The 16,477-nt window shown below is 36.2% G+C and carries 13 protein-coding genes; 5 read left to right on the forward strand and 8 right to left on the reverse strand.

Features of this window, described 5'->3' with window-relative positions; translation table 11 throughout:
* Positions 1–32: 32 nt before the first annotated feature.
* Together nagA and nagB-II are read right to left on the reverse strand one after the other, a co-directional pair.
* On the reverse strand, positions 33–1,166 hold the full coding sequence (gene nagA, locus QUD79_RS13200) for an N-acetylglucosamine-6-phosphate deacetylase (RefSeq protein WP_184421252.1): 1,134 nt from the start codon (positions 1,164–1,166) through the stop codon (positions 33–35).
* Positions 1,166–2,164 (reverse strand): glucosamine-6-phosphate deaminase NagB-II, encoded by a 999-nt coding sequence (gene nagB-II, locus QUD79_RS13205; protein WP_184421250.1) that lies wholly within the window; start codon positions 2,162–2,164, stop codon positions 1,166–1,168. Before nagB-II ends, nagA begins: the two co-directional genes overlap by 1 nt.
* A gap of 422 nt (positions 2,165–2,586) precedes the next feature.
* On the opposite strand from nagB-II, the gene QUD79_RS13210 reads away from it, so the two are divergent.
* Positions 2,587–3,609 carry a LacI family DNA-binding transcriptional regulator gene (locus tag QUD79_RS13210; RefSeq protein WP_184421247.1) on the forward strand — a complete coding sequence of 341 codons (1,023 nt, stop codon included), beginning with the start codon at positions 2,587–2,589 and terminating at the stop codon, positions 3,607–3,609.
* A 525-nt stretch (positions 3,610–4,134) separates the two neighbouring features.
* On the opposite strand, the gene rraB is transcribed toward QUD79_RS13210, so the two are convergent.
* Together rraB and QUD79_RS13220 are read right to left on the reverse strand one after the other, a co-directional pair.
* The gene (gene rraB, locus QUD79_RS13215) at positions 4,135–4,485 is read right to left on the reverse strand and encodes a ribonuclease E inhibitor RraB (protein WP_184421244.1); all 351 of its coding nucleotides are present in this window, start codon (positions 4,483–4,485) and stop codon (positions 4,135–4,137) included.
* Positions 4,486–4,496: 11 nt separating this feature from the next.
* On the reverse strand, positions 4,497–5,219 hold the full coding sequence (locus tag QUD79_RS13220) for a 1-acylglycerol-3-phosphate O-acyltransferase (RefSeq protein ID WP_184421241.1): 723 nt from the start codon (positions 5,217–5,219) through the stop codon (positions 4,497–4,499).
* Positions 5,220–5,709: 490 nt separating this feature from the next.
* Between QUD79_RS13220 and QUD79_RS13225 the strand changes: the two genes are divergently transcribed.
* A complete protein-coding gene (locus tag QUD79_RS13225; protein ID WP_184421239.1) occupies positions 5,710–6,459 on the forward strand; it encodes a MipA/OmpV family protein in 750 nt (249 codons plus the stop codon).
* Here QUD79_RS13225 and QUD79_RS13230 read toward each other — a convergent pair.
* From QUD79_RS13230 to QUD79_RS13240, 3 genes are all read right to left on the reverse strand, one after another.
* Positions 6,456–7,046 (reverse strand): glutathione S-transferase family protein, encoded by a 591-nt coding sequence (locus QUD79_RS13230; protein ID WP_184421238.1) that lies wholly within the window; start codon positions 7,044–7,046, stop codon positions 6,456–6,458. The genes QUD79_RS13225 and QUD79_RS13230 overlap by 4 nt on opposite strands.
* Before the next feature lie 61 nt (positions 7,047–7,107).
* Complete coding sequence (locus tag QUD79_RS13235; RefSeq protein ID WP_184421236.1) at positions 7,108–8,889, reverse strand: acyl-CoA dehydrogenase C-terminal domain-containing protein; 1,782 nt, start codon at positions 8,887–8,889, stop codon at positions 7,108–7,110.
* 96 nt (positions 8,890–8,985) lie between these two features.
* Positions 8,986–9,420: an MgtC/SapB family protein gene (locus QUD79_RS13240; RefSeq protein WP_286288611.1), complete on the reverse strand. Its 435-nt coding sequence runs from the start codon at positions 9,418–9,420 to the stop codon at positions 8,986–8,988.
* Positions 9,421–10,114: 694 nt separating this feature from the next.
* Here QUD79_RS13240 and QUD79_RS13245 point away from each other — a divergent pair.
* The 3 genes from QUD79_RS13245 (at position 10,115) to QUD79_RS13255 (ending at position 13,101) form a co-directional block, all read left to right on the forward strand.
* Entirely contained in the window at positions 10,115–10,681 is a 567-nt protein-coding gene (locus tag QUD79_RS13245; RefSeq protein ID WP_184421234.1) for a DUF502 domain-containing protein, read from the forward strand.
* A 77-nt stretch (positions 10,682–10,758) separates the two neighbouring features.
* On the forward strand, positions 10,759–12,090 hold the full coding sequence (locus tag QUD79_RS13250) for a DUF2254 domain-containing protein (RefSeq protein WP_184421232.1): 1,332 nt from the start codon (positions 10,759–10,761) through the stop codon (positions 12,088–12,090).
* 54 nt (positions 12,091–12,144) lie between these two features.
* A complete protein-coding gene (locus QUD79_RS13255) occupies positions 12,145–13,101 on the forward strand; it encodes a hypothetical protein (RefSeq protein ID WP_184421231.1) in 957 nt (318 codons plus the stop codon).
* A 3-nt stretch (positions 13,102–13,104) separates the two neighbouring features.
* On the opposite strand, the gene QUD79_RS13260 is transcribed toward QUD79_RS13255, so the two are convergent.
* Positions 13,105–16,398: an ATP-binding protein gene (locus QUD79_RS13260; RefSeq protein ID WP_184421229.1), complete on the reverse strand. Its 3,294-nt coding sequence runs from the start codon at positions 16,396–16,398 to the stop codon at positions 13,105–13,107.
* Positions 16,399–16,477: the final 79 nt, after the last annotated feature.

Consider the following 16,477-nt stretch of genomic DNA (forward strand, 5'->3'; position numbering starts at 1 on the left):
ATTAGCTTAAGTATTGAGTGAGCTTAGCGATACTAAGCTGAATATACGACCTGCCCCGCTATCCATGTTGACTTTACGGTTAATTTATCGTCAAGCACAACAAAATCTGCTTGCTTGCCTGTAGTTAATGTTCCTCGTACTGCATCCTGACCTATATAACTTGCAGGATACAAGCTTGCCATTCTAATTGCTTCATCCAAACTGACCTTAACTTCAAAGTGAGTATTAGCAACAGCAGTTGCCATATCTAATGCCGAACCTGCTAACTCCCCTGTTGTTGATGTTAGTTTGCCATCATTTAAGTAAACAGTGCGATCAAAGAACGCAAATTCTGTGTCGGTTGTTCCCACTGGTGGCATTGCATCTGTCACTAAAAATATCGTCCCTGCAGGTTTAGTTTTTAGTGCTAAGTTTACGCTTGCATAATCGACATGGTGACCATCAATAATAATGCCACAGCTTGCACTGTCATTTAACAACGCACAACCAGTAACACCTGGCTCACGTCCTTGAATCGGCGACATTGCATTAAATAAATGCGTAAAACCATCGGCACCTGCATCTACTGCTGCTTGAGCTGTTTTATAATCAGCATTGGTATGGCCTAAACATACTTTAATGCCCAGTTTGAGCATACGTTTAATATCATCAGTAGAAACTGTTTCAGGTGCCAAAGTTACAATTATTTCCCCTATGTCTTTCCTAGATAAAACTTGCCATTCTTCATCAGAAATTGGGCGGATGAAGTCAGCTGTATGTGCACCTTTTTTGGCAATAGAAAGGTGTGGACCTTCGAAGTGAATACCAATAATACCTGGTACTTTAGCCGCTATAGCTTCAGCCATTGCATCAGCGGCCTGCTTCATCACCTCTATTTTATCGGTGATTAGCGTTGGTAACATTGCCGTTGTACCAAATTGTGAATGGGAGGTGATGATGCGTTTAATTTTATCTAACGAGGGAGAGTCGTTAAATAATGCACCACCACCACCATTAACTTGTAGATCAATATATCCTGGTACAGTTAACCCTTCTAACACATAGTCAATATTTGTAATGTCGTTATCAATAGCTGTTATTACGCCATTATCAATAGTTAATACTTGATGTTCAGTAAATTGATGACCATCAAATAATCGTGTTGCATGAAGTCTTAACTGTTTCATTATAGTGTCCGTGTTACTTTTTTAAGCCCTTTAGGCTCATCTGGATTAAAACCACGCGATACAGCTACAGCAGCAACGTCAATATAAAAGCGTTGTAAAACCAATAAAGGCGCTAAACGTGGATGTACTTCTTTGTCTGTTTGTCTTAGGTGCATAAGCGTAGCGCCGCGTTGTTCTACTTCATCTATTTGTGCTTGATGAGAGGGAGCGCTTTCATCTTCTACTGCACAGTTTAAAATAGCGAGTCCTTGCTCAACTAAAGTTACTGGCCCATGTAAAAACTCTGCACTACTGAATGCTTCCGCGTGAATACTTGTTACTTCTTTTAATTTAAGTGCCATTTCCTTAGCGACACCGAAGCCTAAACCTCGCGCTAGCACGACCATATTTTTAACACCATCAATAGCTTTTGCAGTTAATTGACTTTCTGAATCAATAATTGCCTGCAAAGCTGAAGGAAGTGTATTTAATGCTTCAATTAACGTTTTATTTTCTGTCCAATAAGCGGTTAATTGTAATAGTGCAGATAGCGTTGCTAAATAACTTTTAGTTGCTGCAACTGACACTTCAGCCCCCGCTTTAAGCGGTAATATTTGGTCAACAATATCTTTAAGTGGTGAACTTTCGTCATTAACTAAAGCAATACAATAGGCTCCAGCTTTTTTTGCCATTTCAGCTTGGGCAATAATATCAGGGCTTCGACCTGATTGGGAAATTACAATGACAAGCGCTTGCGATAGTTTAAGTTGTTTGCCATACACGCTAGATACTGAGGGAGCGGCGGCAAAGGTTGGTATCCCCGCTTCAATTTCAATAAGATATTTAGCAAATACTCCTGCATGATCAGAAGAACCCCGGCCAATCATCATCACCATTTTAGGGTCTACATCTCGTAATGTAGCACCTATTTTTTGCACGAGTTCTTTATTTGCTAAAAGCTGCGCTTTGATAATTTCAGGCGCTTGCTTAGCTTCTTTCTCCATAATTGTTTGTGACATATTTACCTTCTAATTCAAAATATAAGTACCAATACAATCAAACAAAGCTTTAATTTAACCTTTAAAGAAAAATATCGCTAATACCTTTCCTCGTTAGCGAACTATGTTTATTGTAACGATTGCAAATTCTTTCCTGTTAAGTGCAATAGCTGATCAGTTATCAACTTATACTTTAAACACAAAATGACAACGCTGTCACCAATTAATATACAAACGATAAAAAATACTGTAATTCTTTAAAATTTAATAATTTTTACATGGCGTTTAGCAAAAAATAATTCTATCCAACGAGTAGATAATATTATTCAAGCCACAATAAATAAGTAGTTGCTGAACTTTCGATAAAAACATACTCTATAACACTTCAGCGTCACAGTAGAACATGAAAACACACGAATAACTCTCTAAGGCTATAAAAATAGATGAAAGCGACAATTAATGACGTTGCCAAACAAGCTGGTGTATCAATAAAAACAGTTTCAAGAGTCATGAATAATGAGCCTTCGGTCAGACAACCCACACGAGAAAAAGTGATGGCGGTGGTTGAGGCGCTTAACTATCAACCTAATCTAGCGGCCAGAAACTTAGCGGGCAGTAAAGCGTTTAGTATTGCTTTTATTTACGACAATCCAAATGCTTACTATATTATTGATATGCAAAACGGTATTTTACAAGCGTGCAAGAAGCAAGGCTTTGAACTACTTATTCACCCTTGTAGTGCTAAATCAAGTAATTTGCTTGAAGTAGTTACCAATATGATAAAACACTCTCGTATTGCAGGCTTGATCCTAACCCCTCCCTTTTCAGAAAACCCTGAGTTTGTTAAACATCTACTTACATTAGATGTTGATGTAGTTCGTATTATTTCAGGTAATGAAAAGCCTGATGACCTTGCACCTTGCATTATGGTTAATGATTTTGAAGCATCAGTGAGTATTACCCAACATCTAATTGATTTAGGGCACAAAGATATTGCTTTTATTGCAGGTGAAGCTGAGCATAAATCAACAGTTGAAAGGTTAAAAGGCTATAAGCAAGCACTGGCTGATAATAATATAGAAATTGATGAACAGCTAATTATTCAAGGGACATACTCGTTTGAATCAGGTGTTGATGGTGCCAAGCAGCTACTTACTTCGGTTCGAAAGCCGAGTGCCATTTTTTCTTGTAATGATGAGATAGCCGCGGGTGCATTATTTGTTTCTCGCTTAATGGGCATAGCAATCCCTGAAGCGCTGTCAATTACAGGTTTTGAAAATAGTCCATTCTCGCGGCAAACATGGCCTAGGTTAACCACCGCAGATCAACCGACATCTGAAATTGCAGAAAATGCCGCAAACCTGTTAATTGCTACTTGCCGTAAGCTCTCTGTAAACCATATCACGAGAAGTTACACACCACAGCTTGTTGTTAGAGACTCTACCAGCAAAGTAATACCAGGTTAATTCACTGTATATTATTGCTAAACAGCGCTGAGTATAGGGTAATACCAGTTTCATTAATTAAGTGATCTATTTTATACGCAGTGAAAACAGTCAAATACAAGGCATTTATTTTCATAACTACTTGTTCTAATTATAAAATAAATAACACAGGAGTTGATTGTTTTAACCAGTAGAAATGCTCACATAGTTAGTGAGATTGGTATATTATTTAAATTAACGATATAAAGTCACTATAAACAAAAAGCTAAGCACGTCAATGTCACGATTTTTACGCGTATCTACGTTGCCTGCATGGACGTAGGTACTTGATTTTTGTCTGGAACTAAAAAACCGTTAATTTGCTACTAATAGCTCGCTATTAGGTTCGCAAACTTGCCTTGATTCACTCAACACTTATAACATTGATATATAACTACATAAGCAACACGTTCGTTCTATAATAAGTAATTAAAAAATATAACTTTATTGGTGTTACTCGTACATCCGTTATCCAGAACTCAGGTTAAATAGCCTATCTGCGTAAATTTACTCTTCGAAGTAGGTACCCCAACCGTCATAATCTACGTTATTAATTTTAGCTAATTCAAACATAGTTTTAGTCTCGTCATTAATAATATCAATATCAAGCGGTTGCTCGGTAATAATATCAAATGCAAAAACTTTTTCGCCAGTTTCAAGTTCTGCTTCCTCTGGCTCTTCTATTTCTAAACCCATTTTAAATGCTGCTATTGCAGCTTTTTCTAGTAGGTCAAAATCTGGGCTTGAAAAGTGATGTTCAATAGTATGATGAACTTCTTCGTTAGTGCCGTCTTCAATTAACGCATTAATTAACTCTTCAGTATGCTCAAACCATTGTGCTAAATCTTCATCATTCATAACCAATCTCTTTAATCTGTTTTATGCGCTTGTGCACTAATTTCTTTGATTTTAGCAGCCATTAACTGATGGGTTTGATTAGCTACCGCTCTAATTTTTTCATTGTTAACCTCATCTAAATAAATTGGTGGTAAGTATTCAATAATAAGCTTACCGTTATTCCATCTATTTAAATGAATTTTATCATGTAAATCACTAGCACAAATAGGGACTATTGGCACACCTGCTTGTAAGGCTGTTCGAAATGCTCCTGTTTTAAAAGGTAACAAGCCTCTACCATTGCTGCGAGTGCCTTCTGGAAACAACCAAACTGACAACTGTTTTTCACGTATTTTTGCGGCAGTTAGTGCAATTGTGTTCATTGCTTTATTCTTATTGTTACGATCAATCAAAATATTACCAGTTAACCAATACATTTGACCAAAAAATGGGATCCATTTTAAACTTTTTTTACCTACACTTACCGTTCCTGGTCTAACAGCATTACTAACAGTAAAAATATCGTAACTACTTTGATGGTTACAAATATATACAACTGGCGACAAATGCTTAACTGACTCTGGAACACGAACCTCTACGGTTAAACCAAGTATCTTTGACACTTTCCCCATAACTTTAGCTGTATGAAAAACATTGTTTCGGTGAAAAGGTCTAAGCAAACTATAGCAACACGAAGCTATTGAAATAATAACGATGGCTAATGCCATTAAAATAATACGAACTAAGGCTAACAACGCGAGTTCCTAACGAAAAATAAGAGCGCAAGTATACATCAATGTTCTTAATGCTAAAACATTCCTCGTAAAAAACACTTAATGTATTAATAGCTTTAGTTTTAAATTATCAATCAACGTTAACTATTTTCGTTTAACACCAAATTAATCAGAGCGTGTTAAACTTTAAAGTATGAATTAAACATGATTTAATTTGGGCGTAGCAAGTAAAGTGTCGTTATTCTACACAAATGAGCTAGACAGCGCTTTTTTGGTTTTTTCCAACGCGTTTACAATTACTTATAGGGAATAATCCCATTACGTAAGTTCAGCCTTGTATAAACACCAAACAAATCGCTGCAAAAGAGTACAACAAAGAACAACACGCCCTAATAAAACATCTAAAATTAATTACTTAGGATTTTTAAGCAATAGTTTTCAACATTTTATTAAACATTAATATTTTATTAGCTATAGTTAATATGAATCTAATATTTTGTGGAGGGGTAATATGCGCTGTTTTTTCATTATTTTGTTGTTAGCATACCCTGTTGTGTCACAAGCTTGGAACGACTCAGCTAACAAACCTAAATCTATAAAAGCCACTAGCTTTTCACAGCAATTGGGGCTAGCTGCCATTTCAATTCCAGAGCAAGTTACAGCTCAGCATGAAACAATTATATTAAGTTATTACGATACGAATGACGATCATTTCCAAAGTAACACCAGTTACAAACGAGCGGGTCATTGGTTCTATCAAAATAAAAAAGCTAATGTTTGGTTGGGGCGACTAATTTCAAACAACGTTGAATTTCCTGAACAGTTAGGTAATACCTTAGGCTCTGGGCCTCAAGGTTTAAATGCTGCATTTAATTATGGCCGTTTTAGCATGGAAACGGCTTTAATTACCGACAATAGCAATATTAAAGATAGCGGTAAGTTTTATCTTCAAGGAGCTTACACACTTATTGAAAAGTCTTCTTTTAATATTGCTATAACGGCAAAGGTAGAAACATTAAGTGAGCATAACGTAAACTATTACTTTGGTAATAAAACACCATTAGAACAAAGCCACTCTCTAATCGACTATCAAGCAAAAAATACTACACTAGGTGTAGTAGGCACTTACGAACTTTCTTCTAAATGGACAGTCATTGGCGCTTTTACTTCAACAATGCTTGATAAAGACATTATGCAGAGCCCACTTGTCAGCGACAACAACCTTAACATGGCATTAATTGGCACTAGTTACTCTTTTTAAGCAAGTCTAGGATCTGTTTTATTTACACCAAGTTGTGTGTTAACTCTTTCATAAAAACGTTTTAGATCGCTATACTTTTCCCAATTGTATAGCGATCTAAAAGCTAACCAGTCAAGTAAGCAAAACAAGCAAATAGCGACATAATTCCATTGTGTAAACTCACCATTTTCAACGGATTTATTTAAATAATTCATTACTTGTTCTACTCGTTCGCGTTGTAAATTAAAAAATAAACTGTCTTGGTTAACATCCACGCCTGAGCGTGTAAGTTGTAACATTGAAACCATTGAGTCGTTGGCCGCATCAATTAACGTGAGCAAGTTTTCTTGTTGCCAAGTAAGTGATGGTTGCTGATATTTTTCAGCTAAATACCGATAAATAACACGTGAGTCATAAATACATAGCTCATTATCAATTAAGGCAGGAATTTTTTGTGCAGGGTTACTTGCAGTAAGTAGTGCTCGGTCTTCTTGATTAAAAATATCTAAGTTAATAAATTCAACTGCTGTATCTTCCAACGACAGCTTAATTAAATACAGTCTGATCCGGCGAACATAAGGCGAACTAGTCGAGCCGTAAAGTTTCATAAAAAAAGTCTCTTCAATTACATTGAAGAGACTTTACCTAGGGGTTTAATTAACTTTCAAATTAAAATAATGCTTCATCAATTGCAAACATTGGCTCTGGGCCAGCATTTATTGTGGCGATTAACGAGTGTCTACGAGGTAATAAACGAGCGAAGTAATATCTAGCCGTTAGTACTTTACTTTGATAAAAATCATCATCAGAAGGTTGTTTTGCTAAAGCTACCTGAGCCATTTTTGCCCACACATAAGCCATTGCCGTATAACCAAACAAATGGAGGTAGTCATTTGCTGCACATCCTAGCTCTTCAACATTAGTTTGTGCTTTCACTAATACCTGCTCTGTAATGTTCTCAAGATCATTTAAAGCTTCGGTTAATGGCACGATAAACTCTTGCATTTCATCACTAGAAGTTTGTGCAATATACTGCTTCACTTCCTCAGTAAATACTTTCAGCATGGCTCCTTTTGAACCTGCAATTTTTCGTGCGAGTAGATCCATCGCTTGAATGCCGTTAGTTCCTTCATAAATTTGTGCGATTCGAGTATCTCGAACAAGTTGCTCTTGACCCCATTCGCGAATATAGCCATGACCACCAAAAACTTGCTGGCCTGCTACTGCACTTTCAAAGCCTAAGTCAGTAAAAAATGCTTTAGCAATTGGTGTCATTAGCGCTACCAGCTGATCAGCTTTAGTTTGTGCTTCACCTTCGCCAAATGTGGCAATATCAAGCTGCATTGCGATATACGCAGAAAGCGCACGTGAGCCTTCATTTTTAGCTTTCATATCAAGCAACATTCTACGCACATCGCCGTGAACCATAATTGAGTCTGCGGCTTTATCTGGTGATTTCACCCCTGATAACGAACGGCTTTGTATACGGTCTTTAGCGTATTCTAATGCGTTTTGATATGAACGTTCAGCTGCGCCTAAACCTTGAATGCCAACACCAACACGTTCAAAGTTCATCATAGTGAACATGCAGGCCAAGCCTTTGTTTAATTCACCTACCAGAAAGCCTTTTGCGCCATCAAAGTTAATGACACACGTTGCAGAGGCATGTATACCCATTTTATGCTCAATTGAGCCACAAGAAACATTATTGAACTCACCAAGCGAACCGTCATCATTTACTTGATGTTTAGGCACTAAAAATAATGAAATACCTCTAGGGCCTGCAGGTGCGTCTGGCAACTTTGCCAGCACTAAATGAAGAATATTTTCGGTTAAGTCATGCTCACCACCGGTAATAAATATTTTATTACCTGTTACTAAATAACTGCCATCATCTTGGGGCTCAGCTTTAGTTCTGATCATACCTAGGTCGGTACCAGCATGCGCTTCAGTTAAACACATACTTGCCGCCCAGTCACCAGCATACATACGCGTTAAATAGCGCTGTTTTAACTCTTCGTTGCCATGTTTTGCAACAGAAAGCGCTGCACCAGCAGTTAAACCTGGGTACAAACTAAATGAAATATCAGCAGAGCAAAGCATCTCTTCGTGAAACGCGGTGATCATTTTCGGCATGCCCATGCCGCCATAGTTTGGATCACCGCCAAGTGCTGTCCAGCCACCTTCAGCGTATGTTTTGAATGCTTCTTTATAACCTGGCGCTGTTGTTACCTTGCCATTGTCAAAGCTGACACCTATTTCATCTCCTTGTCGAGAAATTGGTGCAATGACCTGCTCCGCGATTTTGGAACACTCTTGTAGTATTGCATCTGCCGTTTCTACATCAACGTGCTCTGAAAGATTAGGCAAATTTTGCCATAAACTTCCAACATTAAAAACATCGTGTAGTAAGAAATTCATATCTTTTAACGGAACTCGATATTCGGCCATAAAACTCTCCAACTTGAAATAGTATTAAACAACTAATTTAAACAACCGTTTGAATATAGCGAAATATACACAAAAGTAAAGGATTAATATTAGCAGCTATTCCTTCTTTTGCTTATAAGGCTTTAACAACTGAAAAACCATAAAGCCAACAATACTCAGTACAATTGCAATTTCATAGCGTTGATAAGCCACTGAAACACCAAGCGCCCCGGTTAACCAAATACTAGCCGCTGTGGCAGTACCATGTACGTTATTTGAATCTTTTACGATAGAGCCTCCACCTATAAAGCCAATCCCCGTTATAATGCCATACATTACTCTAGCCTGCGCATCGGGTTCTTCATACACTTGCATAGCAACTAAAATAAATGCGCAACAAGAAATACCAACCAGCGGAAAGGTACGTAAACCGGCTCCGGCAGAATCACTTTCTCGATTAATGGCTAAAGGTAATGACAACATAAAAGTAATTCCCAATTGATATAGATGAAACCATATCAACCTAAGGTCTAAACCCAAAAAATTATCCACTATTTACTCCTTAGTACACCTTACTAAAGTTAAAAGTAATATTTCATCTGCTTTTTCAAATGCGAGGGATCGATGAACTGAAATATCAATAGGTCCTAATTATCACCATATTAACAACCTATATAGTGATTTTTTTCTAGATTCACTTCTTTATTAGGCTCCTTACAATGCTTAGTGTTAAGCATCCTAAACATCGCCGCTTAAGTAAATTACAGCGAGTAATACTACTTTACTGTTATTTACCCAATAAAATCAGCAACTTTTTATTATATCAGCACTAATAGATGTGATTAACACAGTTAAATTAATCACATCTTTATGAGATGAGCAAATAAGGTGCCAATTTCCTTATAAATAACAGTATGAAGCTGATATACAGCCATTTTCAAGATGAAAGTAGTGTGGTTCTGCGTTGATTACTCGTGAACTCTTGTCTGCACAACTATCGGCACCTTTTTTGCAATGTACTGAGGTTAATAGCTGTGTAGACAAATAAAAATCACCAGTCTAGGTAAATTTTTCACTAAAATGAGTAAAAATTACAATTTTATTCGCTACTACTTATCTAATGAATAATGCTTGGTAATTAAAGCAGTTAGTTGCGTCAGCACTGATAAATAAACTTAGCTATCACTAATTATAAAATATGGGGCTTGTGATCCTATGTTCAAATGGCAGCTTAAAAGGAGTTCACATGATTAAAAGAATCAGTATATTAATAATTCAAGGTCTTTTAGCCCTATTACCCATATCTTTAACACTCTATTTCCTTATTTGGTTAATCACCTCATTTGAGAGTATTCTCACTCCGTTAATTCCGCCTGAATATTACTTTCCTGGTATGGGATTAATCGCAGGGTTACTTGTTATGTTACTCGTTGGTATGGCAGTTAATGCTTATATCGTAAAAGCGTTGATTAAGTGGGGGGATAACATAATAAAACGAATCCCCGTAGTTAAAACAATATATGGCGGTATTCAAGACGCAGTTAATCTGATCAATATTGGCCAGCGCCAAAAAATGCAAAGTGTTGTATCTGTGCAACTGACCGAGAAGATACATTTGATTGGTTTTATTACAACACATGACGGCGATAAAAATATTTTTAATGATAAAGACAAGGTTGGTGTTTATATCCCGTTAAGTTATCAAATTGGCGGTTACACTCTTTACATTGATAAAGAGTCTATTACACCATTAGACATTGATGTTGAGTCCGCGATGAGAATTGCACTAACGGGTAAACAAGCACCGAATTAAGCTTAATCACTTCACATAAAAATATAAAAAACAGTGATATTTAAAACAATAATTAGCTCTACTAGGATATTGATCAAATGAATATAAAAATAGCACCACTTCTCGAAAAAGCGCGTACTAATTTTTGGTTAATTCCTAGCGTTATGATTTTTATGACTCTTTGTTTCGCTGTGTTAGCTGTATATATAGACGTAACCATCACAATTAAAAACTACCCTTCGCTGTCTTTACTATACAGCACTGATATAAACGCTATGCGGTCTCTGCTTGGCACTATTTCAGCTGCGATGGTAACAGTAACCAGTATTGCTTTTTCTATCACTATTGTAACCTTAACGCTTGCTTCATCTCAGTTTGGGCCAAGGTTGATGCGAAACTTCATGATGGATACCAGTACACAATTTGTTTTAGGCATGTTTATTTCAACCTTTCTTTTTTGTGTTTTTATTTTCTGTGCGATCAGTTTTAATACGCCTTATACGTTTAAACCCGGTGTAAGCTGGCTAATGGCACTAGGTATGACTTGCACAAGTGTTTGCGTGCTTATATATTTCATTCACCATGTTGCTAAGTCAATTCAAGCCGATGTTGTTATCGATAATGTTTATTGTGAGCTCAAAAAAAATATCGATAAAATATTTCCTTCTAGTGAACACCAAGAACAAGTAGAAACCTTAGATAGTGAAAATAGTCACACTAAATTTGAAGATGATACTTATCATGAAATTAAAGCATCTACAGATGGTTATGTTCAATTAATTGATCAAGAGAAATTACTTAAGCTAGCAGTTGAGGTGAATATTGTTATTAACTTACATATATCCCCTGGAGACTTTGTCGTAAGTACTTCGGTTATTGGAGTGATATACAGTGATAACGAAATTGAACCAGCACTTTTTAATAAGATAGAACAACATATAGTGTTAGGATCATGTCGAACACCTGTACAGGATCCAAAGTTTGCAATTCATCAATTAGTCGAAATCGCACTTAGAGCACTTTCTCCTGGAATAAATGACCCTTACACAGCGATAACATGCATCGATAAACTTGGCTCTGTACTTTGTAGTCTGACCCGAACTTACTTTCCATCGCCCTATACTTATGACTCATCAGGTAAGTTAAGATTAATTACTAACGAATTATCATTTACCGATATTGCAAATGCGGCATTTAATCAAATACGCTTTGAGTCTAGTAATAATATCACCATCAGTATTCAACTATTAACCACTTTAAAAGCAATTGCACAACAAAACCCAAATAATGAACAACGCGCATTTATTCAATTACAAACACGGATGCTTGTTGCACAGCAAGCAAGTTTAGCTATTAATAAACACGAACGAAATACAATTTTGTCACATGCTAAACAGGTACTTTCTTTAACGAATGCAACTATTTGCTGAACCATTTTAATAAAAGATTTTTGCAGATAAGAAAAGCAGCGTTATAATAAAACCATGAAATTAAATGGTATTTATTATATTAGCGCGCTATTACTCTCTATGCTGTTTACGGTAGGTTCTGCTGCTGAACAGTTGTCATTTAGTAAATTAAAGCGAGGCGATAACTATTTATTTAAATATCGTTGGCTAGATATCAATCAAGAAAAACAATCTATTGAGTTTTTACTCCCCAGAAAAAATTTATTCTCTCGTTTTCGTACTTTTAAAAACTACAAGCCTAAAATGGCTAATGAATTTGTAAAGCTTTCACTTAAGAAGTATTGGCGTGATAACCCAATCGATAATATTCAAGCGACATTCTCAGAGCAAAGTGGCGGTTTGCATGTTGAAATTACAGGCGACAGTAATTCAGAAGTAAACAAAGCTTATCAGCAAATTGCCAAACTTGAGCAGCAGTTTACTCAGGAATATCTAGATAAAAATTTTTACCACCTCTTTACCATGAATAATAAAAGCGGTGTTAAGCCAAACCACGTTAAAATAGCGAATGAATCGGTTGATGACTTACAATCACTTAAGCCTGTTATTCTTGAAAAGGTTACCGTTAAAAACATTCGAAAGGTTACCAATTTTATTCTAGGCTTTGTTCAAAGCATTCCCTATGAAACATTACAGTCAAGAGCTACCTCTTCTGGCGCTGGTTTTAATACGCCGTTGCGCTTGTTATGGGAAAACAAAGGAGACTGCGACAGTAAAGTCACTTTAACTGTTGCCATGCTAAGAGCGTTAATGCCACGAATTAAAATAGCATTAATTTTTATTGATAATCACGCGATATTCGGGATAGATGTGCCCGCACAAGGCAACGAAACAACGGTGTTATTTGAAGGTACAACATACTTACTCGCAGATCCAACTGGACCAAGACTAATGAATGTAGGTCAATTAAGCAGTGACACTAAAAATACGATATTAAGTGGGCATTATAGTATTGAATTACTAAAAGAGTAGGCATTAGGTTTTGTCAAAAAATGACAAAATACTATTGAGCAAAAGGTCCGCTTTTACAGGCTTGGCAATATGCATATTCATACCGGCATCAAAACTTTGCTTTCTATCTTCTTCTTGCGCATGTGCTGTCATAGCTATAATAGGTAGGTCGGCATATTTAGGGTTTTTTCGTATTGCATGAGCAGTTGTTAATCCGTCCATTACCGGCATTTGAATATCCATTAAAATAACATCAACCTGCTGTGCTTGGGATAATAAATCAAGCGCAATTTGTCCATTATCAGCAATAATTACTTCAGCTTGCATGCTTACTAATAACTCTTTAGCAACTAATTGATTGACTAAATTATCTTCAACTAGCATTACTGTTATGCCTGACAAGTCTGCTTTTGGCTCAGGTGCTATGCTTTCACTATCGGTAAGTTTAGGTATAAAAGCACGTACGTCATTATTATTAACACCATTTCTAAGTTCATCAAAAACATGCAATAAACAATAGCGATATATAGGCTGCTCGCAAACTGTATAAGGTAATTGATATTTATCGAACCATGAAAGCGCGCTACTATTAGGTACCTTATATGAATTTTGGCACAATACGAAAAGGCTTACATTAACGTTACTATTGGTAATGAGTGCTGTGATCTGGTCGAATTTTTGGGTATCTAGTAATGCTGTGTCAATAAAAATCACTAAAGGTAAAGACGTAGCTAGTTTCGGGTGTTTTACAATATCTGCTAATTGTTCTACTTTCAGGAATGAATGATGATTAAGTGCTAAGTTAGTAGGAAAACAGTCTGGCAGTTCAGTTGCCACACTAACAAATGCATGTTCTGTCTCAAGTGCTAATCTATTAGTAGATTGTGTGTCGATACTAAGTGGTAACACAAAGCTAAATTCAGCCCCTTGGTTAATATCACTATTAATAGTTATATCACCACCTAATAAATCAACTATTTCTCGACAAATAGAAAGGCCTAAGCCTGAACCGCCGTATTGACGGGTCATAGATTCATCCGCTTGGCGAAATGCATCAAATAAATAAGTTTGCTTCTCTTTTGCTATACCAATACCTGTATCTTTTACTGAAAACTTCACTAGCGCTGTTTTGTCTTCTTGTGCTGTATTTTCGATAACTACTTGTATTTTTCCTTTAGCGGTAAATTTAACTGCGTTATTGAGTAAGTTTGATAATACTTGTACTAAACGCATCTCATCGGTCATTACTTGCTGAGGAACATTGTGTTTAATATCAACATTTACTGTTAAGTCTTTATGCAAAGCCGTACCGATATTAAGTTTAATTGCTTGGTTAACGATACGGTCAACACTGCTACTTGCTTTGACAATGGTCATATTACCCGATTCAATTTTTGCTAAATCTAGTAATTCATCTACCAAATGTAATAAAGACATTGAGGCGACTTCAGCATTATCTAAGTGAATTTTTTGGCCACTCGTTAACCCAGATTGGGTCAGCAAGAAGTGCATGCCTTGAATCGCATTAATTGGTGTTCTAATTTCATGGCTCATATTGGCAAGAAATTGACTTTTAGCAAGGTTAGCTTTCTCAGCTTGTACTTTTGCTTGTTCTAACGCTGATGTAATAGCTGTTCTTTCAGTAACATCCCTGATGATTACAATAGTCCCCAGTAACACTTTTTCGCTGTTGTAAAACTGCTCAATTAATACTTCATAAGTATTTTCTAGTGTTTCAATTACGTTAATTGTGCCTCTACCATTGATATTAGAATGTTGCTTACTGTTTAATAACTGGCCTAACTCATTTGGTAATAGCTCTCCTGCATTTCCACCCAATATTTTACTTTCGCTAACACCAACTAGTTTTTCAAAGGCTAAGTTACAACCAATAACCCTATGATTAAGGTCATTAAAAATTAAGAAATCAGGTATCGCATCCATAACAGAGCGTAAAATGGCATAGTCATGTTGATGCTGTTCACTTTTCTCTCTCAAAGCTTGTGTTTTTTCATTTACACGAAGATCTAACACTTTGTTTTGGTCTTTTAGCTGTTGTAATAAACTTCTATTTTGACTAAAAATATCTTCAACTAACTGAAACCAATGTGCCCAACCCTTTGGCGGTTTAACTTTACCATGGTCACCTTTAGCGCTATGTTCTATGTGCGATATAAATTGCTGAGTTGGTTTAATAAATGTTCTGCGCGTAACAAAATAAATTATTGTTAGCAGCACTAACAAGGCGAAGATTGATAGAAATAAACTATTGATAAATTGACCTGTTACTTTTTGCACTACATCAGCATAAGGTTGGTATTTTACGATGACCCAGTCGTTAACGGGTACTCTAATATGCTGAACAAAGTAATGCCCTACTTTTATACCTTTACTGCTTTCAAAAAATTGTTGGTACGCCAAGTTAGTTAATGCTGAAGGTAAGTTAGGGTGTTTGTTCTTGTTAGAATTAGCATTAATTTTGTTATTTCCTAACGTTTTATGTACTAAAACATTATCATTTTTATCAATAATAGCTAAACCATGATCCGGAAAATCAATAGAGGTTAGTTTCTCATGAATTTTACCTAAACTTATATCAATAACAACTGCGCCAGCAACTTTATCACCACGAAAAACTGCAGCTCCTAGCGCTGTACTTAGGCCTTTATTTGCTGCATCGTCATAGGGGATTGACCAATAGAATTTTTTTTCACGCTTTACCGCCTGCTTAATACTCTGCATATGAGGGTTAACTGTAGTGCGAGCAGAGTACTGCCATGTATCTCTATTTATCCAAGGGTATAAACTAATAAACTTTGAAAAAGAAACATAGTAAAACCAATTTGCTTCAGTGTTCGACTTCTCTGCACTTATAAAAGCGGGCGCCAAAGCATGTGCCATAATCAACTCTTGCTTTACTTCAGGTGTTAATGACGATAATTGTCCTACCCCTGTAATATTTACATTTAAAGGCTGACGGTAATTAATCACATCATGTTCAGCTCTTTTTAGATAAAAGCGCTCTTTGTCTTGCACTAATGTTGGCAGGGTTGCTGCTAGCTCAGTGGGGTTGTCTAAATAATAATTAGCAAAATCGCGCATACCTGCAAGTGCATTCACTGACTGAGATAACACATTATTTAAAAAGAGCATCTCTTTATTAAGTTGCAGGTATTGATTTTCTTTATATAGATCAAGCTCTTCTGTGTATTTCATCCAAGCTAGAACAAACGCTGTTAAAACCAAAACAAAAAACACCAAAATAATAGAGGTGTGATAACTAGAAACTAATTGATTTTTTGACTTAATATTTAACATACAACTTAAATAAACTCATAAATTACTTACTACAATATGACACTTCAAAGATCAAAAATATATTCTAAAAGAAACTTTC

The sequence above is a fragment of the Thalassotalea piscium genome, assembly GCF_030295935.1.
Taxonomy (GTDB): Bacteria; Pseudomonadota; Gammaproteobacteria; order Enterobacterales; family Alteromonadaceae; genus Thalassotalea_B; species Thalassotalea_B piscium.

Coding starts and splice junctions, on each gene's coding strand:
- nagA (WP_184421252.1), bottom strand. CDS start 1,166: ATGAAACAGTTAAGACTTCATGCAACACGATTATTTGATGGTCATCAA.
- nagB-II (WP_184421250.1), bottom strand. CDS start 2,164: ATGTCACAAACAATTATGGAGAAAGAAGCTAAGCAAGCGCCTGAAATT.
- QUD79_RS13210 (WP_184421247.1), top strand. CDS start 2,587: ATGAAAGCGACAATTAATGACGTTGCCAAACAAGCTGGTGTATCAATA.
- rraB (WP_184421244.1), bottom strand. CDS start 4,485: ATGAATGATGAAGATTTAGCACAATGGTTTGAGCATACTGAAGAGTTA.
- QUD79_RS13225 (WP_184421239.1), top strand. CDS start 5,710: ATGCGCTGTTTTTTCATTATTTTGTTGTTAGCATACCCTGTTGTGTCA.
- QUD79_RS13230 (WP_184421238.1), bottom strand. CDS start 7,046: ATGAAACTTTACGGCTCGACTAGTTCGCCTTATGTTCGCCGGATCAGA.
- QUD79_RS13235 (WP_184421236.1), bottom strand. CDS start 8,889: ATGGCCGAATATCGAGTTCCGTTAAAAGATATGAATTTCTTACTACAC.
- QUD79_RS13245 (WP_184421234.1), top strand. CDS start 10,115: ATGATTAAAAGAATCAGTATATTAATAATTCAAGGTCTTTTAGCCCTA.
- QUD79_RS13250 (WP_184421232.1), top strand. CDS start 10,759: ATGAATATAAAAATAGCACCACTTCTCGAAAAAGCGCGTACTAATTTT.
- QUD79_RS13255 (WP_184421231.1), top strand. CDS start 12,145: ATGAAATTAAATGGTATTTATTATATTAGCGCGCTATTACTCTCTATG.
- QUD79_RS13260 (WP_184421229.1), bottom strand. CDS start 16,398: ATGTTAAATATTAAGTCAAAAAATCAATTAGTTTCTAGTTATCACACC.